Genomic DNA, 16,682 nt, shown 5'->3' with positions numbered 1-16,682 from the left:
CTGCTTACTGCCACTCTTAAAATTTTAGAACGTGGTCTTGACAAGGGGCCCATTATAGATATTAAATTCAGACGCACGTTTTATCAGATTTTCGCGGCTCGCTGTAGTTGCAAATGTTTCCTGCATGATAGCGTCCATCATGATATAGGCCTCGGCCAGTTCGATTGAAGCGGGGGCTGTCGCGTCATAAGCTATGGAGCCCTCGCGTTTATCAACAGTATCCGGGATGTTTGCTAATAAACGCTTTTCAATCGTCTCAGATGTTTGTTCCTCAAACAATGTTCGTCAGCTCCTTTGTGATATTTGAAATAGTGCCGAAAACGGTATCAACTGTAAAATGGCACGCTACATCTCGTGCATTATGGCTCCATGTGAAATCATAGACGTTTGTTATACGGTCGTCCTGCATGAGTGCTTCAATGATTCTCCGTTGCGCCTCTGCATACACATATGGGATGGGATGACCAAACAAATCTGACAGTTCAATTCCGTAATTCCAACTATAGATAATGTACTGGTAACGTTCGGTATTGATGATTTTATAAATAGCCTGTTTCATGGCTTCGGCTTCATCGCAATAACCTGTTATTTGTCCCGTGTTTCCGTAGTCTACGGCATAGGTCAGGGACGGCATAGACGATGAATTCGCCGTAGTAATGCCATCTATTGCATTTTCCATTAATCCTTGCACCCCCTGTCAGGATTGTATTTTCTGTCCAGTGCGATATATTTCTGACCGCCCTCAGCCCTACCGAGTATCACCTCATCGCCTACAGACAATTCATTATGTACCAGATAGGTTTTTGTTCCTTTATACGCGTGATGATGCGCGGCATATTCGGCATCACCTGAGCCGCCTGAGGCGTCCTCCGTCTGGTGGTCTACCGTCATATCGACGGACCACAAACATGTATTTTTCGTCAATACAATGTTGTCTTCGGGGATAGTAAAGCCGTTTTCAAGTTGTATCGCAAGCGGGTCGGTACTCGTGACTTTTCCCAGAACAAAATTGCACGTCCCGCGGGCCTCGATAGCCCCGACCGCAACTTCTTTGATTAATTCCAGTGTTTTCAGACCTTCGTTAGGCATGTCATCACCTCATAAATGAATTACATAGGAAGGCGGGACGTTGTTTTGCCAGCCATAATTGACGTCTGGAACATACACCATGCAATGCCCTGCACCCGTTTCATTGGCATAGCAACCGCCCGCGCCGTCAGCAACTCCAACGTGCGCGTCACTCCAGATAATGATATCTCCCGGTGCCGCTGTCCCGTCGTAGGCCTGTACCGTATAGCCGCGGGCCTCCATGTACGATTCAAGGCCGCTTACACTAACAACATTGTCATTGACTGCGTCTGCAAGGTCAGTGTTGTAATAGCTCCCTAGTTCAGTAGCCGCTTTTACGCATCCGTCCTCACCGAAATAGTTGTTGCCGCTATTAACGACGGCATCTACACCCGCTTGTAATAGTGACGGGTCCGCGCCGCTTGCCGCGTGATAGATTGTAGGATATGTCAGGCTTTCTACACCGATTTCGCCAGATGTGATGCTATTATATACGTCATTGGCCGATGCGATTCGTTCCGAGCTGTCGCCGCCCATTGACGCCGATGTTTTAGACACCTCGATATGGTCATTGAACCATTTCGCCGCCTCCACAGGGTCGTCCGGCATCGCACCATAAGGACAATTTTCGCCCGTGAATAAGTTCCCTTTTTCGACCGTCGTGACGTATTCAATCTGGTTATCATTACAATACGGGTCGTTTCCCGTCTGTTCGCACCATTGCTCGTACTTCGCCCATCTATCGTCATTGTCGAGCTGGAATAGCCCTGTATGCGTACCGTTCGTAGCCGCCGGATCATACGAGATATCTTCATGTCTTACGTTGCCCAGAATCCCCGCGGCCTGTCCATCTGATGCGCCCAGGGCTTTCATTTTACTGTATGCCCCTTGTTCGCTCTGTGAGTAAGTGCCGCTCGATGAGTATCTTTTATTTTCAGCAGCTTTTATCTTCGACAGGATAGCCGCGTCATTATCATAGGTGACTTCATACGCTCCTGCCTGTTCTACATAATCTAAATCGATATCCATTAAATGAAGATTCTGCTCGAATGTGTGTGTTACCCCATTTACAAACAGATAATTGCTTACTTTGATGTCGCCGAAGTTCAGATTGACATATACCTTCGAGCCGCCGCGGACGCGTACATCGCCGATGCATCCCCGCAGATGTATTTCTTGCGTTTTTGCATCATGTAAGGATAGATAGCGTTTCGCCTGTTCTATCGGGGTCATGTTGTTGCTGTCGGCCTTGCTGAGATATTGCAGGCGCCCCCATTGCTGTATGTGTTCTTTGTCCTGTACTTCACCCGTTTTTACCATCGTACTGCGGTTATTATCAGCAGGGGCTTCGCGTACTATTTTCACCATGTCATAGGTGTTCTTGTCTATCGATGTAGTGTAATCGTAGTCGCCTACCGTGTCGCCATCTAAGATGATATCAAGAGTCATGTCAGGTGAGTTACAGTTGCTTATCTTTATCTTTCCTGCGTCGTCGTAACACTCAAAGACAGGATGGCCGCTCCCGAACAATGTTGTATAGCCTAACGAAAAATCTACGATATCGGCCAATGTTTTCTCATCGAAAAGCCATGATACCTTGACCGCTGTATTTGCCATGCCGTCTTTACCGTCTGCGTAGGTCAGCCCATAACTAGTGCATAGTTCTTCTAGAATCTCGTTCGCCGTATTCTTGTTGGCCGCATAGCACTCTTTATTTTTAAAGTATCGCAGTTGGTCGTAGGCGGTCACGCTGATAACATTGTCTTTGCTGTGGCTTTTCTCAAACACAAAACCGAGAAACACGACCGTGTCATTGATGGAAAACTGCACGCGGTCCCCTTCGGTAAAATCAAGCACCAAGTCTTTAGGTATCTTGAACTGAAGCTTTGCAGGTGCGCAATGTCGGGCCCGCGTCAGCGTGACTTTATCGCACGGCTCACATTGATACATATTGTCTTTGTCTTTATATATAACAAGGTTATATGTAATTGTCGGGTGCGTCTGCTGTGTTCCTGTCGCGCCAGTTGTTGGCGTTGTTTTGGATGTATCAATAAAGGATTGTGCCATTAATAAAACCTCCGTTTGTGCTGTTGGTGGTCTGCTGGCTCGTGTCTTTCATTTTGATTGCCTGCCCGACCGTCAGCACGGCAGGAATGGCTATTTTATTAAGCTTTTTGATAAACGGTAGCCCAGTCGCCGCGCTCATCGCCGCAGGTCCCAGGTATTTTTTACAGATAGTCTGTAACGTGTCACCATTCTGAACCGATACTAACAACGGTGTCGCCGTTTTGCCCGTCGTGCTCCTAGTCGTTTCTGCTGTCGCTGTTGTGTTGCCGTCTGCATCCGTTTTGACGTTGAGCTTCTTCGAGCCCCATTCACGGTATTGTTTTAGTTTGACGGAAACCCAGAAGTCATAGCCCTCGTTTGCGTCCTCGTCTATGGTGTAGTCTTCCAACGTGACTTTGATATTGTCCATGCTCAGCAGATCGCCGCCGTCCGTCATCCGCACGCAGATAAACTGAAACGAGTCTTGTGACTGCTTCATCGTTTCCAGTTGGTTTAAATAATACGAGGCTTTAGCCCCGCTACTCAGGATAGCTTGGTTAAAGGGATAATCCGCATTCGGTAACATGAACTTAAAGGATAACTCCGTCAGCCCCGTTGCTTTAATGACGTTGATTTCCCCTTTATTAATCAGATCAATCGTTTTGTTCCTGTTCTTTATCTTAGTCCGCATTGTAGGCGGTGGAATTGGTATCTGCATTGTGCCCATGAACATGTAATACATTAAATCGACACCAGCCCTTCTTTGCTCTGTAATACGGCCTGTCTCAGCATTTCGTATACATTAGTTCCCATGCCGTCGATGTCCGTATCATTATTGATTTCGTTCTGATTTGTGATATGTACTTCAAATGTGTTATTCTGCCACTTGCTGATAGCCGAACGTTCTGACATGGCAATAAGGTCTTTAATTTCATCTTCTGTCATGTCTAGTTTTGTCGCCATCTTTTCCGTAGCGTCCGCAGTGCGCGCCGTATTGTCCTTGATGGCTGGCGTGTTCGAGTCGCCAGTTACCGTACCGCCATTCTCTGCATCCATCACGGGCGGTGTTTCGAGCTTAGGGACCCCGAAGCCAGGCAGCTCACCGTTGTATATAAATCGATTCCCAGCGTCTTTTAACCCCTGACCGCTTACGTGTTCGACAGTAGCAATAGGGTTGAAATCGGTTTTAAATAGTTTATTGCTCAAGGATGCAGCTTTATTCATGGCCCCGATAAACACGTTGATAGCGTCAATGATAAGGTTGATAGCCCCCGTGACGATATCTACAATAGTGCCCCACACACTAGAAAATACGTCCTGCAGGTTTCCTGTACTTGCCGCCAATGCCGCAATAACGCCGATAATAATGGCAATGACCGCCGCTAACCACATCCCAGGGAACGCCATAACAGCCGCGTTGTGTAACCATTGTGCCGCTGTTGCAAGCACCGTGCCGGACTTCAGAGCTGCTGTTGTACCTGCTACTATCTTCATAACACCGTCTTTTAGGTACATCAGCCCAATAGCTACAGTTTCAACCGCTGATAACGCTCTGGTTGATGCGGCCGCGCCGTTTACTACGACGTTGTAAGCACCGACCGCGAATATTACTAAACTATAAGCTCCGTACATGATGCCCAGTAAAGCGATGTATGGTGACAGGATTTCGATACACTGAGCCACGGTAGAGCCGAACCAGTAAATGCCCTGTACAGCCATACTGACCGCGCTTGAAATGACTCCAAACGCAAATGCGATGCCGTCAGCCCAGTTGTTCAGCGTATCCGCCGCCATATTGGAAAAGGACGCCTCGACCGTGTTCTTTACGCCGTCAATCTTTGCACCCAGGTTAGCATAAGCACCAGCAAGCCGATTGGCCGCCTGTACTTTCTGCCCTTCGGGAGTCTGTCCGAATACCTCGTTCATCTTCCCTACGTTGTTCGTGATTACCTGAGCTAATACTGCGGCCCGTTCCTCTTCTGTGCCGAATTTTAGCGCGTTTTCTTCGGCCTCAGTAAACGTGATACCTACCCGACGCAAAGACGCCGTCTGCCCCTGCATAACTTTGCCCATTAAGTTGCCAATGCCTACCATGGCTTCGGCCGATACGTTAACACCATTCTGCTGTACAGCTAAGTTATTCATGGCCGGAATCAAGGTGCGCAAACTGTCGGTACTAGACAGGAATGTTGCCAACTGCTGAGCCCCGGCACGCTGGGCCCCACCACCAACTACACCGAGCCGAGTTTGTGCAGAAATAAGCTGGTTGATGCTCCCGATCATTTCTCTGTTGGCCCCCATACGTTGCCGCATGATAGTAACCAATTTCAATTCCTGCTGGTGCAATGATTCGTATGTTGCCACGGCACGCGTAATAGCTGAGGTCATCGTAGCGCTGATAGCGGTTACTGTAGCAAATCCGGTTGCTATCCCTACTAATGAGCCGGCCTTGTTGACCGCTGTCAGTCCTCGATTCAGTCGTTCTACACTGTTCCCTATCGCTTTGACAACGGGGCTCACATCATCGCTTGCTGTAAATCTAGTTAATATAGTTGCGTCTGCCATTATTTCACCTTGCTTTCGATGTCTTTGGTGAGTTTATTCTCCGTCTGGGCCCGCAATTGGATTGATGCGCATACAAGTGCCTTTTCTGCACGGCTCATACTGATATATTCAGACGGACGGATATGTAGTTTCTGCAATGCATAGTGCATGATAACAAAATCTGCTTCTCCGTCCTTGATTAGTTTTTTGCTTGTTCAATCAAATCGTTCATTGATTCAGATAATCCGTTGACTTCTAATACCTTGAGTATCAGGCGGTTCATCTCGCCACTGGTAAGCATGCGTTCCAGCAGTTGTGCCGGATTAAACGCATGATAGCTGTCCTGAAGTCGTGCGTCGTTCAGGTTCGGTTCAATGACTGAGGCCGCAACCATTTCTTCAGTGTATTTGGCATTATCGAATTTACCTTTTACAAGGCATTTCTGCTTAATTTTCGCGTCAACCGCGCATGATACGGGAGCCAGTTCCCATTCGGCAGGGTTGCCGTCTTCGTCTTTGAACCTGTCAGATACTACGTATTTAATGTGTTCGATTTTAGCCGCGTTTTCAGCAAAAAACATAGATACATCCATGGTTTATATCTCCTCTCATATAAAAAAATCCACAAGAGCGTTGCCGCCCTCATGGATTCTTTAGAATTATACCGTCATGCCGCTCAGCTCCGTAAATTCTGTAGGCATTTCGTAGCTTTCGAATGTGAAACTTGCGTCTTCTACGAGTGGGTCGCCGCCAGCTTCTACCTTTGCTACAATCTGTTCGTCAAAGTTACACCCTTTAAGGATAACCGTCTGTTTGCCTACTGCGGCCGTTTCGTCGTCGTTCGTGACAGTCAGGTCAAAATAGGTATCGACGCCCGTATCCTGATAGTTTTTCAAGAGTTTACGGAAAATCGACGTATTGTAATAGCCGCTCATTTTGCCCGTGTATTTAATGCCAGCGGATTTATTGCCAGCAGATACGCGGCCGAGAATCGGGATTTCTTTTTTGTTCTTCTTGCCCGTCGCTTCGAGCGATGTGCACTGGATGAGTTTATAACGATTGCCGTCGATAGTCACATATACTGAGGCCGCCCCAGCCCATACAGCGTCTTTCGCATTCATTAACTGTGTCATATCAGCCATTTATCACACCTCCCTAGTTAACATAGACGTACATATAGAGTTTTTCCATCGATTCGGCAGGGGTCAGATAGGCCGTTACGAGTACAGCGTTCTTAGCTTCGCCCTGTTCGACAGCGATATCAGACGTTTTAAAATCCGTAATAGCACCCAGTTTAACGAGTTTTGCGCAGTAATCGCAAAGGTCGTTCCAGAGTGCCGTCCGACCTGCTTCGATGTTCTGCGTATTATCCAGGTACGTTTTATTAAAGATAACAGCCGAGTCATTGGCGAACAGGTCCAATACCCGGATTACCTGGTTAGAACTGAAGTCACTGGTCTTTGTTTTGGTCGTGGCCGTAAACGAGTTAATATCTGCTAATACACGATATGTATCGTCATCTGTTCTGTGCAGTGTAAATTCGCCGTTCTTAATTGCCGCTTTCAAATCGCTCTGCTTTGTCTTGACGGTAATTTTAAATTCGCCGTCGTATACTTTATTGCCTACTGTTTTGTTAATATCACAAGCCGCTTCGACACCTGTTGTCCAGTATACAAGAGAACTTTCAGGGAATGTAGAGTCAACAACAGGAACGGTGACATTGATAGTCCCTTCATAGTTTGCCGTGCTATAGCTGTACAGTACGAGCTGGATTTTTGCTCCTTCGTCGTCTCGCATGCGCTTAACGTACGTGTAATAAAGCGCTTTGATAGTGTCATCCGTAGACAGGCAACCGAGGATATTGATGTTATAGGATTCAAGCAAAGACAGGAAATTGCTATGATCCGTGCCTGTTGCCGCTGTGCCATTCGTGCCGCCCGTCAGATATGTGCCAGCCGTAGCATTGATAGTAGCCGAGTCTGTCCAGGTGACATAGTCATTGTCCGCAAGGTCTGCCAATGTATTGACTGCCGTCTGGCTGTCTACGAGTTCACCATCAAAATAGGTTTCTACATCGAACTTTGTAGATTCATCTGCATTGGCATAGATAGCAACCATGATTTTATTACCACGCGTACCTGCGTATTTTGCTTCGCAATAATTACATAATGCCTTCGCGCCGCCGCTGTTCAGCCGATAAAAATATCCAGTCTTGAGATATAAAAACAAATCTCTGAGCCCTTTTAATTCATCAGCCGTATAGTCATAGCCAAAGTATTTCTCTGGATTTTCCTGAAAATCTTCCTGCTCTACTTTGAAGATAGTCTTGTCTGGGCCCCAGTCTAAATCAAGAGCCAGTGCCGCTACGCCTCTATCCGATACCGTAGACGACGCTTTAACAACGCTGGCATAGTTGATATAGGCCCCCGGCAATACTTTATTTTGCGTTAAAAAGGTTCCGCCGCCGTAGCTCATTAGTTAAATGCCCCCTTCATGAATCCCTGAATAGCCGCGTTTACCTGTGATTCTGTATAGGTCGTTGCGGGGTCCAGTAAAATGTTGATGATATCGGCATACTGGGCGTACTTCTTCGAGCGTGCCCAGGCCCGCGGGTATGTAGCAACTTCCGCAGGTTTTGCCGTTGTTACTGTTGCCGATGTAGCTTTTTCGTCTGCCATTTATTTCACCCCTTCCGTAGTTGTCAATGTATGCATTTTTGTTTCTGGCGTTTCCGGCCGCTGTACAGATACGTCATAGGTCGCTAGTACATGTAACGCCCCGTCAGTATAGTTGTACGAGTAGTTAGAGCCGCGTATCATGCCATCATCTGTACTAATGACTTCCAACAGGTCTATGATTTGCTGGCCCATGGCGTACGCGTCTGTTTTAACGTCGTTGAATTGGATAACATCTATCTGTACACTGCCGCGGTATCGCAGAGTCATCATAGGCTGAATCGAGGCATCCACAACGTGTATCAAAATGTCCCCGTTCTGATAGCCCTGCTTTACCTCATTGACGTACATTGTTTTGTTAAGGGTCGAGAGCGCGTCTGCTACTCCATCTATGATGTTCTGTATAGTCATTTCTTCGTCAGGTCCCTTGCCATGGCATCCGTATATTTCCGCATGATTTTATGAAGGCTTTTCTGTACTTTTTCCACGGATTTCGTCATCATGTACTGACCAGTAACAAAACCTTTTTTATCACGCGTACGGTGCCCATATTCTACATAAGGCGCGTACTTTGTGTCGTTATACATCGTGGCTGTCAGCGACTTCCCGCTTTTTTCAATGTTCGTTGTATTCCATTCACGCCGCAATGTACCCGTTTTGTGCGGTGTGTTTCGTTTCGTTTCCCTTAACGTCGTCATGACGGTTTCTTTTAACGCCGCCTGGATCTTCTCCTCAACTTTTGCATTGCCCAACACGAGGCGGTATTTCTGCAACTGGCTGATGTCAATGTTGATATTCATGGCTTGTCCTTCTCTCTAACCAGCCTCACCTCTGCATGATGAGTATAAACGGACGGTACAGACGCATTTTCAAATGCATCCGTCCGCCCGTCATCCCAGGTTACCATGATTTGACTGCCAGCTGGTATGGCAATACTGGTATCTGAGTAAATCATGGTAATCATCATGTCCTGCGTATCGACAGTATCCGTCGTCTGGGCCGCCTCGTTGCGTTGATACGATATCCGGCAGGGTAAGTCGCTGATTAATTTTGTTAGTTTTTGTGTCGTGATATGGTGTGCATCAATGGTACAGGTGTATGTATACACCGCTGCTTTCGCGTCGTACAGACTTTCAAGAGCCGTCCTTACCATCGCAATTTTCGGAAACATAGTAAATCAGCCTCCCTGCTCAGCAGTGCTATGATTTCATCGAGCCGCTGTTCTGCACTCGTACCGCTGAGATTGACTTGCACGTCGCCCTCTTTGATAGAGCTGACTACGCTCAGATTGTCATCGCCGAGTACAGCAGCTTTTTTAATCGTCAGGAATTGCCCCGCCACTCTGTCACGCAGATATGCATACAGCTCTTCCGGCACTGCGTCCTGGTTAGTTACATTCAGGATATGCTGTGTTTCAGTCTCCAGAATATAGCTAATCAGGGCACTTTCCGTATCAGCCGCATATCCCGTCAGCACCTTGATATAGGCAACACATGCATCAGCAGTTACCGGATTCATTTAAGTCACCACCTTATGCAGAAGCCTGCGCATTGGCAAATACTACAGCTAATTTTTGTTTCGGAATCCATAAATCATGGAATTTACGATAGTCAATATGCCATGCGTTGGCCGCCTGGTACTGGGTCGGATCAAAAATACGGATAATGTCCGTCTTAGATACAGCAATCGGAACATTTTGTGGAAAGATCAGCCAGTTTATTTGTGCGGCCGCAGACGCTGCCGCGAACCCGCCTGCTGTCTGCCCTTCCGACGTGCCGTCATTAAACGTATAAGCAGTCTTCATCCGGGCCGAAGACACTTTAATAATAGGAATGTCGTTATAGGCTTTGACTTCCGTATGGATCTGTCCGGCCGTAAACGTCGCCGGATCCAACTGTTTATCCAATGCCTGATTCAGAACCGCCGCGGTCAGCGTATTCATAACAATGACCAGTCCATTATGTGTGCCAGCTGCATCTTCCACTTTTGCAATATCGGCGTCCAGCTGGTCTGTAATATCCTTTTTTGCCGGGGTATAGGTAGTTACGTGTGATACGCTATTTGCCAGTGTATAGATTTTGCTCCAGCGGTACGCATCAATTTCAGGGATTACCTGCGTGCGCTGGAATTCGCCCATGACATTGCCAGCGGAAGCCAGGAAGTTCGATTCATTGACGTCCATAGCGTCCAGGTTAAACGAGCGGCCGCGGTCCTGTGTCATCTTATAATCAGCATATGTTAACGTTACCGCACCCTGATTGTAGCCGTTTGTCCGGCTATAGTTTGCCATCCCATCCATAGAGATAGTTGGAATCTTGACGGTATCGCCGCCGTTATAGATAACCTGCCCTGCGTTGACTTCCAAAAAGTTAGAAGTCGCATCCTGCAAAATTTGTTTATCCAGTTGTGTCTGGAAGATTTTTGCCATTTCAATTGCATTTGCCATTTGTCATCCCTCCTGTAGTATAAATTCTATTTCCCACTCAATGCATCCCAGATTTGGCTTTCCATCGTCTGCGGGTTTGCTGGGCCATCCCCGCTTTGAGCAGGTGTAAAGCCTGCAAAATTGACACTGCTGCCAGGTTCTTGCTGGTCTGGTTCAAAAGCCCAGGCATTCGCTTCCTTTGCTTTCTTGATAGCATCCTCAAGGCCTTTTACCTGATCATTGTCATCCAGTTCGTAAGCGTCCATTTCAAGCATAGCGCGGACCGCTTTCGGGTTGCGTGCTTTTGCCGCTGTCAGTGCGCTGTTGACCGCATTGTCGATTTTCATTGTCTGGATCTGTTTCTCAAATCCATCCTTCTGCGTTTTATTGGCCGACTGTAAATCGGCAATCTGTTTCTGCAGCTCTTCGCTGTCCTTTGCCGATTTCTTCAGCGTTTCAAGCTGTTTATCACGTTCGGCAATCTGTGTGTCCAGTGCTTTCTTCGACTCATTCAGTTCATTAAAGCGTGTCTTTAGTACAAAATTCTTGCCCTGGTCATCCATGATTTTCTGTGCCTGTTCTTCCGTGATACCGAGTGCCAATAATTCGTTTTTAGTCATTTCTGGTTGCTCCTCTCTTCCCGTTTCGCTTATTTTCGTGGTCAGCGTCCACGCCGTTGGTTTCGTTCTTTTTCGTCTGCGATGCTAAAAAGACGTACAAAAAAAGCAGGCCAAATCGGTCTGCTTGCAAACAATATGAAATTACATCTCTTTCAGTCTTGATAACATTCTGTTGGAACACTCTATTTCGAACTCACACTTACCTGTCGCTGTTAGGTCTAAGTCTCCATTCAGTCTACAGTCCGGAAACATCAGCCTTTCCAGTTTGCCATCTTTACAGATAAAATCGCCTTCAAAACTAAATCCGCTTAAAGTGTCGTCGGCTATGCCTGCTGTAGGCTTGTGGTCAAACGTCAGCAGCAGGTTCGCATAGCGGCGTTTTATGATATGTCCTTTACCTAATACAGGCAGATCTGCTAATTCTTCTGTAATCTCTATATCGGCCCTGCATCCCGTCAGCTTTACTCGATTGCTGTCAAGCACTGCATAGAGGATACCCTCATAACACGGAACTGTTTTTATGATCCTTTTCATATCCTTATACCATCTCTTCCCCAAAGCGTTAACCCGCGCTCTTTAGCGTACGTTCTAATTTCATGAAGCTATGGTGATTTTACATACTCATTATACCATTCATCGTATGTTATGTCATCGATAATTTCTGTCTTTCCCGTTTCGGGATTACGGGCCGCGCGTGTTTCCTTTCCCTCCAGCACATTCCCCTCTATATATGGAATCGTTGTGCATCGGCAGTTCGGATGAAAAGGAGGAGCTGTATCACCGGGTGCAAAATCTTTCATATCATAGATTTTTTCATCTTCCGGCGCACATATTTCGCAGGTTCTATCATCCAGTGTAACCAATATCTGGAATTTAGTAATGCCATATTTTTCGTACGTATCCCCCGCTGTCTCTGAAGCAAAATAAGCGCCCTCCGTGAGTGCCAAGCGCATAGCCGCGCTCTTTCCTACATCGAATTCTTCATCGATATTTTTGGCCATGCGCTGCGGGTCCACGCCGCCGATCAATCCCTGCGTCATTTCGCGCTGGACCACTTTGACCAGCTCATTCTGATTGCTCCATAATCTGGCAGAAAAGTTTTTCCCGTCTGTTGTCCATGGCTTAGACAGGACAGCATCCAGTGTTTTCGTATCAACAACAGAAAACGGCTCGTATTCTTTACGGGCCGTTTGTATTTCATATGCTGTACGAATGGATGTATCTTTGATGATGTCTGCCAACTTATCTTTCATGGCATCATCGATATTAGCGTATGCCTCACGGATATACATAGCAGATCGCGCCTTCAGCGCCTCAAGCCGATCAACTCTGGCTCTCGTGCTTAATGCATCAAGTTCATCAGAGAATCTTCCGTCTGTATCGCTGATTGCCATAGCAACGTAATCTTTTACATCATGCTGGAATTCAGCCCGCTCGGAATTAGTCAGATACTGCTTTGCGTCAGCTATGCTCATGCCGTGTTCGCCGGCATATTTGCCATACAACGCATAGATTTCTTTTTCTATGCTTGCATAAGCATGATCCAGCAGGCTTTTCATATCTTTCGATAGAGAAGCTGCCCGCTCATGCTCTGCCTGTTCAATCAACTCGGCTCGTCTTTTCCAGTATTCCCGATTTTGTTCTTTGTCCATTGGCTGCCACCATCATTTCCGCCATATCCGTCAAACGCCGCCATTTGCTTCTGCTTTTCTTTATCCAGCGTTTTCTGCTCTTCCTGCACATTCTTCACCCATGGATGGTTAGCCAGGATTGTCTCTTCGCTGATCATTCCCATGGAGTTCCGACAGTTTGTAATGGTATCTGTTTCGTTCGTCATCGTATCGCGATTAAATACAAACGTTACATCCGACTGTGGATTACTAACGAGGCCATTATACTTGTTGATAAACCACATCAAATCTTGCAGTGAGGACTGGAATTCCATCTCCATATCGTCGGCATCCAGACTGATGTCAGAGTACATGGAGCGGATATTCATCATGTTCGGTGAACCACTCGTCAGTCTGTCATCTTTCGTGTCCAGGCCTCGCCCGTTCTCGATAATAGCGCGCTTGATGATTTTAATCAGCTCGGAATAATTGTCTATATTGACAGCTATCTGCAATGTTTCTACACCACCGTCCTCCCTGACTTTGACCGCTCCATACTGGCTCAGGTTCCGCCGGAACTGGCCTAGGTCTTGCCCATCGTAGTTTCTCAGCACCAGGATAGTATTTCGGGCATCCTCCTGCATGTTGTCCATACTCATGGAATACAGCTGATTGAGTGCATCCTGCAGGCTCTTGACTCGTTTGATCAGTGGGATTTCTTCGCCGTTTGCCTTAAAACAAACAATCGGAACCTTGCCCCAGTTGTACCCTTGTGGGTTATCTGGGTCCCCTTCGGCATCATTGATAACAAAATACGGCGTGAAATCCTCACTCTCTGGCGTTAGGTTCCCGCCTTTGAATGTGTATCGCATGACTCCTTCCGGCGTATACCATTCAACCCTCTTAATAAATTCCTTTGTGTTGCCTTCGTAGACTTCCTGCGTATACAACCGAAGGGCTGCATCCATGATAGTATGGTCGTCATCCGCCCAGAACGGCAGGACCTCGAACGACCTGAACCGTTTGAAATGCAGTTTCTTGTCATCCCCGATATACAGGAACATATAGGTTTTGCCGCCGTTGAGCGCGTCCTTGCCTATTTTTTTCATCATCTGACAGAATCTATGATTGAAAATCTCATCAATATTCTGTTTCGCGCTTTCATCGTCGCAGACAACGTCAATCGTCTTTGATAGCAGGTAGTTTGCTTTCTGGTCTACTAAAAACGCGTATCTGTTGTCAATCAATTTGTTGTTCGGCACATTATCGACTACGGTCTGTACACCGCCTGCACCAATAGCCGTGCGCTGTTTGCTCTCTATGTCCTGCTGGCCTCTGTAATACCTATAGCCGTCTATCTGCCATTGTCTCTCGGGACTCTGTATCCAGTATTGTATTTCGTGTTCGAGGAACTCCCGTTCGGTCATGTTCATGTCATGCCCCATCTTTAAGAGTCTCTCGAAAAAGTCATTCAGAAACAACTATATCACCTCTAATCAAAACTGAACGTTGCGCCATCCATCACTGACCTCATGCCATAGCGGCAGGCGTCTATACTGTGATTGTCCTTGTCTGGATATGCGCTGATGAATTGGCCCTCTTTATTGCGCTCGTATTCGTAGCTTACAAATTCTTTGAATGTGTTCGGTGCTCTGTTCTTGTCTATGTATATATGGTTGAGTGACTGAAGCCAACGGATACCATAGTCGATAGAATCAGGCCCCTTTTTGACTCCCTCTGCCTGAAGGCCCAGGTCCCGCATTTCGGCGATGCTCTTCGGTTCAGCAGAATCGGCCCAGATGATCCCCCCGCCTGCCGCCTTTTCTTTGATTAGCTTAACCGCGCGGCTATTAGTTATTTTCTGCTGGTAGATTTCATCAAAATCGATACCCTCCTCGTCGCCATCAGCTTTCAGATCTGCAACTTCCGCCCGGAGCTTTTCGTTCTTCAGCTGCTGTTCTTCCTTTTCCAGGTCGATAAACCGGCCGAGTCGTTTCTCCAGTGCCTTCGCCGCCTCCAGACGGTCACGCGCTGAGACCTGCTTCGGAACGATACGCGCCTCACTGCAGCCATCTCCCGTCCCTTCCGTTACGACGATTTCTTCGGCGACTTCACCGCGCATCACAGACGTCATGAACTCCAGAACTTCGCTAATTGACGCTGTGCGCTTACTTGCAAGCTCTTTTAGGCGTTCAGATATAGCGTCTTTCAAATATGGCTTATATTGGTGTTTCTTGGGGTTTAGCCAGTTTGGTGCATCCAGCGCAGATGCATTCGAATATCCTGCTTTCCTTGCCGCATTGACCATATCCCCCAATTCAATGAAAAAATCAATAAATCGTTTTTGCTTTTCCGTTAACATTTACACGTTCACCACCAGCCTTTAGAGTGAATTTCTGCATGAAAAAAGGAACCAGCTAGTATGTCCTGGTCTGTCAGCAGGGCAGATTAGCTAAGTTCCTATGATTGGTGCCAGCGGCCTGAGGGGCTCCCAGGTCCGCCGACATGATGCCGCGTGTACTGCTGGCACGCGGCGGTTTTAAGGAGGTGTTTTCATGCATCCTGGATATGTGTAGACGTTTCCGTTTCCCCAACATCTCACACTACCATTATACGCACTTCGATAGTGTCATTCTATGTCCTCGTTTCGGATAGGCTTCCATGATGAATCGATTCAAATGACTGCAGGGCTCTGCCATGGAGCCGAAAGATATGTTTCCAGCTGTAGTGCATATCGAAAGCAATCGTTTCCCACCTGTCACAGTTGATGTACCGGGCATACAGGACGGCCTGCTGGTTCTCATCGGGAAGCGCACGGATCATCGCTTTGGCTTCCGTTCGCATATCGATGAGTGTATCCCATTCCGTATTGACTTTATCGAAATATTTCTCCAGACGGATGTACTTATCCGCCAGGTCTGATTCCTTCGTACCGGATACCTTTTCCGACAGACTGGACGCCTGCAGGGACAGGATATCGGAACGGACCTCCATCATTTCCTTTTCCATCTGCTTGACAATCTGGTTCTGCCGGCGGATGCGGTTCAGATAATCCCGTGCTGTCATTTTCTCCCTCGTTTCTTATGAGCTTCATACTGAGTTCTCTTTTCGTACGCGTAGCACATATATTCCTGAATGGGGTTCCTGCCACGAAAACGCTACGGATATTTCTGACGCTCTTCCGCTTTCCGTTTCCGATAGACTTCCCGCTCTTCTTCAGCCATTATGGGGGTATGTACTTCGCCATCCGCGTAGTCGTTCTTCATGGTCATCTTCCTCCTTTGTATCGGTATCCCTTCCGGGCCAGCATCTTAGCATGCCGGCACCGGCTTTTTACGGCGTGATTCCGGCAGGACCGCTGCCAGGCCTTGCGCATGATATAATGCCGGTGCTGGCTCTGCCGGGATTGCGCCCACTTTGGGAATACCCTTACACGTTTCTTGATGCCATCTTCTAGTTTCGATTTATTCATTTCAGCGCCTCTCTTTTCTTTTTATTTACCAGCTAAAACGTTTTAGATTCCGCTGTATGGCGTTTTTATTATTTACTCAGGGATATTTTCACGCGAGTAAGTTCCGTCCGTATTTTCGCCACTCTAGACGTTTCCGTCATGATCTACAAAACTTTCATGAAGTCAATCGTAGTCATCGGCCAGGTGGCTGATGTCTTCCAACGCCTTCACGACGTCGTCAACT

General features: G+C 47.2%; 22 protein-coding genes. All 22 read right to left on the bottom strand.

The features are described 5' to 3' along the window. Positions 1-24 precede the first annotated feature (24 nt). The 22 genes from PGX44_RS12645 to PGX44_RS12540 all read right to left on the bottom strand — a co-directional run bounded on the left by PGX44_RS12645 (position 25) and on the right by PGX44_RS12540 (position 16,053). Positions 25-279 (bottom strand): hypothetical protein, encoded by a 255-nt coding sequence (locus PGX44_RS12645; RefSeq protein WP_498855642.1) that lies wholly within the window; start codon positions 277-279, stop codon positions 25-27. Next, positions 272-679: a DUF2634 domain-containing protein gene (locus tag PGX44_RS12640; protein WP_498855641.1), complete on the bottom strand. Its 408-nt coding sequence runs from the start codon at positions 677-679 to the stop codon at positions 272-274. Before PGX44_RS12640 ends, PGX44_RS12645 begins: the two co-directional genes overlap by 8 nt. After that, complete coding sequence (locus PGX44_RS12635) at positions 679-1,089, bottom strand: DUF2577 domain-containing protein (protein ID WP_498855640.1); 411 nt, start codon at positions 1,087-1,089, stop codon at positions 679-681. The genes PGX44_RS12640 and PGX44_RS12635 overlap by 1 nt, the downstream gene beginning before the upstream one ends. Before the next feature lie 9 nt (positions 1,090-1,098). Beyond that, positions 1,099-3,135, bottom strand: coding sequence for a phage tail tip lysozyme (locus tag PGX44_RS12630; RefSeq protein ID WP_498855639.1), 2,037 nt, complete (start codon positions 3,133-3,135; stop codon positions 1,099-1,101). Next, a complete protein-coding gene (locus tag PGX44_RS12625; protein WP_498855638.1) occupies positions 3,116-3,847 on the bottom strand; it encodes a LysM peptidoglycan-binding domain-containing protein in 732 nt (243 codons plus the stop codon). The genes PGX44_RS12630 and PGX44_RS12625 overlap by 20 nt, the downstream gene beginning before the upstream one ends. An 8-nt stretch (positions 3,848-3,855) precedes the next feature. Beyond that, complete coding sequence (locus PGX44_RS12620) at positions 3,856-5,679, bottom strand: hypothetical protein (protein ID WP_498855637.1); 1,824 nt, start codon at positions 5,677-5,679, stop codon at positions 3,856-3,858. Beyond that, on the bottom strand, positions 5,679-5,828 hold the full coding sequence (locus PGX44_RS12615; RefSeq protein WP_498855636.1) for a hypothetical protein: 150 nt from the start codon (positions 5,826-5,828) through the stop codon (positions 5,679-5,681). Before PGX44_RS12615 ends, PGX44_RS12620 begins: the two co-directional genes overlap by 1 nt. Positions 5,829-5,857: 29 nt before the next feature. Then, complete coding sequence (locus tag PGX44_RS12610; protein ID WP_498855635.1) at positions 5,858-6,250, bottom strand: phage tail assembly chaperone; 393 nt, start codon at positions 6,248-6,250, stop codon at positions 5,858-5,860. 66 nt (positions 6,251-6,316) lie between these two features. Then, a complete protein-coding gene (locus tag PGX44_RS12605; protein WP_498855634.1) occupies positions 6,317-6,799 on the bottom strand; it encodes a phage tail tube protein in 483 nt (160 codons plus the stop codon). 13 nt (positions 6,800-6,812) lie between these two features. After that, a complete protein-coding gene (locus PGX44_RS12600; protein ID WP_498855633.1) occupies positions 6,813-8,132 on the bottom strand; it encodes a phage tail sheath family protein in 1,320 nt (439 codons plus the stop codon). After that, positions 8,132-8,335, bottom strand: coding sequence for a hypothetical protein (locus PGX44_RS12595; protein ID WP_498855632.1), 204 nt, complete (start codon positions 8,333-8,335; stop codon positions 8,132-8,134). Before PGX44_RS12595 ends, PGX44_RS12600 begins: the two co-directional genes overlap by 1 nt. Further along, a complete protein-coding gene (locus PGX44_RS12590; protein ID WP_498855631.1) occupies positions 8,336-8,743 on the bottom strand; it encodes a phage tail terminator family protein in 408 nt (135 codons plus the stop codon). Continuing rightward, a complete protein-coding gene (locus PGX44_RS12585; protein ID WP_498855630.1) occupies positions 8,740-9,132 on the bottom strand; it encodes an HK97 gp10 family phage protein in 393 nt (130 codons plus the stop codon). The genes PGX44_RS12590 and PGX44_RS12585 overlap by 4 nt, the downstream gene beginning before the upstream one ends. After that, the gene (locus tag PGX44_RS12580; protein WP_498855629.1) at positions 9,129-9,503 is read right to left on the bottom strand and encodes a hypothetical protein; all 375 of its coding nucleotides are present in this window, start codon (positions 9,501-9,503) and stop codon (positions 9,129-9,131) included. Before PGX44_RS12580 ends, PGX44_RS12585 begins: the two co-directional genes overlap by 4 nt. After that, the gene (locus PGX44_RS12575) at positions 9,479-9,850 is read right to left on the bottom strand and encodes a hypothetical protein (RefSeq protein WP_498855628.1); all 372 of its coding nucleotides are present in this window, start codon (positions 9,848-9,850) and stop codon (positions 9,479-9,481) included. Before PGX44_RS12575 ends, PGX44_RS12580 begins: the two co-directional genes overlap by 25 nt. 13 nt (positions 9,851-9,863) lie before the next feature. Then, positions 9,864-10,778 (bottom strand): hypothetical protein, encoded by a 915-nt coding sequence (locus tag PGX44_RS12570; protein ID WP_498855627.1) that lies wholly within the window; start codon positions 10,776-10,778, stop codon positions 9,864-9,866. A gap of 26 nt (positions 10,779-10,804) precedes the next feature. Further along, entirely contained in the window at positions 10,805-11,377 is a 573-nt protein-coding gene (locus PGX44_RS12565; protein WP_498855626.1) for a phage scaffolding protein, read from the bottom strand. A gap of 141 nt (positions 11,378-11,518) precedes the next feature. Then, the gene (locus PGX44_RS12560; RefSeq protein WP_498855625.1) at positions 11,519-11,911 is read right to left on the bottom strand and encodes a hypothetical protein; all 393 of its coding nucleotides are present in this window, start codon (positions 11,909-11,911) and stop codon (positions 11,519-11,521) included. Between the two features lie 68 nt (positions 11,912-11,979). After that, on the bottom strand, positions 11,980-13,029 hold the full coding sequence (locus tag PGX44_RS12555) for a minor capsid protein (protein ID WP_498855624.1): 1,050 nt from the start codon (positions 13,027-13,029) through the stop codon (positions 11,980-11,982). Continuing rightward, entirely contained in the window at positions 12,981-14,420 is a 1,440-nt protein-coding gene (locus PGX44_RS12550) for a phage portal protein (RefSeq protein WP_498855623.1), read from the bottom strand. Before PGX44_RS12550 ends, PGX44_RS12555 begins: the two co-directional genes overlap by 49 nt. A gap of 59 nt (positions 14,421-14,479) precedes the next feature. Next, positions 14,480-15,349: a terminase small subunit gene (locus PGX44_RS12545; RefSeq protein WP_498855622.1), complete on the bottom strand. Its 870-nt coding sequence runs from the start codon at positions 15,347-15,349 to the stop codon at positions 14,480-14,482. 272 nt (positions 15,350-15,621) lie between these two features. Beyond that, on the bottom strand, positions 15,622-16,053 hold the full coding sequence (locus PGX44_RS12540; RefSeq protein WP_498855621.1) for a DUF1492 domain-containing protein: 432 nt from the start codon (positions 16,051-16,053) through the stop codon (positions 15,622-15,624). Positions 16,054-16,682: the final 629 nt, after the last annotated feature.

Origin of the sequence: Caecibacter sp. AF58-12pH5A (genome assembly GCF_027681725.1) — a bacterium.
Classification (GTDB): Bacteria; Bacillota; Negativicutes; order Veillonellales; family Megasphaeraceae; genus Megasphaera; species Megasphaera hominis.
This window is presented reverse-complemented; position numbering and strand designations above follow the sequence as displayed.

Bases quoted from the DNA above. Each gene is read 5' to 3' on its own strand.
- PGX44_RS12545 (WP_498855622.1), bottom strand. From the start codon at position 15,349: ATGTTAACGGAAAAGCAAAAACGATTTATTGATTTTTTCATTGAATTG.
- PGX44_RS12635 (WP_498855640.1), bottom strand. From the start codon at position 1,089: ATGCCTAACGAAGGTCTGAAAACACTGGAATTAATCAAAGAAGTTGCG.
- PGX44_RS12550 (WP_498855623.1), bottom strand. From the start codon at position 14,420: ATGAACATGACCGAACGGGAGTTCCTCGAACACGAAATACAATACTGG.
- PGX44_RS12610 (WP_498855635.1), bottom strand. From the start codon at position 6,250: ATGGATGTATCTATGTTTTTTGCTGAAAACGCGGCTAAAATCGAACAC.
- PGX44_RS12620 (WP_498855637.1), bottom strand. From the start codon at position 5,679: ATGGCAGACGCAACTATATTAACTAGATTTACAGCAAGCGATGATGTG.
- PGX44_RS12615 (WP_498855636.1), bottom strand. From the start codon at position 5,828: ATGCACTATGCATTGCAGAAACTACATATCCGTCCGTCTGAATATATC.
- PGX44_RS12640 (WP_498855641.1), bottom strand. From the start codon at position 679: ATGGAAAATGCAATAGATGGCATTACTACGGCGAATTCATCGTCTATG.
- PGX44_RS12605 (WP_498855634.1), bottom strand. From the start codon at position 6,799: ATGGCTGATATGACACAGTTAATGAATGCGAAAGACGCTGTATGGGCT.
- PGX44_RS12575 (WP_498855628.1), bottom strand. From the start codon at position 9,850: ATGAATCCGGTAACTGCTGATGCATGTGTTGCCTATATCAAGGTGCTG.
- PGX44_RS12565 (WP_498855626.1), bottom strand. From the start codon at position 11,377: ATGACTAAAAACGAATTATTGGCACTCGGTATCACGGAAGAACAGGCA.
- PGX44_RS12590 (WP_498855631.1), bottom strand. From the start codon at position 8,743: ATGACTATACAGAACATCATAGATGGAGTAGCAGACGCGCTCTCGACC.
- PGX44_RS12540 (WP_498855621.1), bottom strand. From the start codon at position 16,053: ATGACAGCACGGGATTATCTGAACCGCATCCGCCGGCAGAACCAGATT.
- PGX44_RS12625 (WP_498855638.1), bottom strand. From the start codon at position 3,847: ATGTTCATGGGCACAATGCAGATACCAATTCCACCGCCTACAATGCGG.
- PGX44_RS12580 (WP_498855629.1), bottom strand. From the start codon at position 9,503: ATGTTTCCGAAAATTGCGATGGTAAGGACGGCTCTTGAAAGTCTGTAC.
- PGX44_RS12555 (WP_498855624.1), bottom strand. From the start codon at position 13,029: ATGGACAAAGAACAAAATCGGGAATACTGGAAAAGACGAGCCGAGTTG.
- PGX44_RS12560 (WP_498855625.1), bottom strand. From the start codon at position 11,911: ATGAAAAGGATCATAAAAACAGTTCCGTGTTATGAGGGTATCCTCTAT.
- PGX44_RS12585 (WP_498855630.1), bottom strand. From the start codon at position 9,132: ATGAATATCAACATTGACATCAGCCAGTTGCAGAAATACCGCCTCGTG.
- PGX44_RS12630 (WP_498855639.1), bottom strand. From the start codon at position 3,135: ATGGCACAATCCTTTATTGATACATCCAAAACAACGCCAACAACTGGC.
- PGX44_RS12595 (WP_498855632.1), bottom strand. From the start codon at position 8,335: ATGGCAGACGAAAAAGCTACATCGGCAACAGTAACAACGGCAAAACCT.
- PGX44_RS12600 (WP_498855633.1), bottom strand. From the start codon at position 8,132: ATGAGCTACGGCGGCGGAACCTTTTTAACGCAAAATAAAGTATTGCCG.
- PGX44_RS12570 (WP_498855627.1), bottom strand. From the start codon at position 10,778: ATGGCAAATGCAATTGAAATGGCAAAAATCTTCCAGACACAACTGGAT.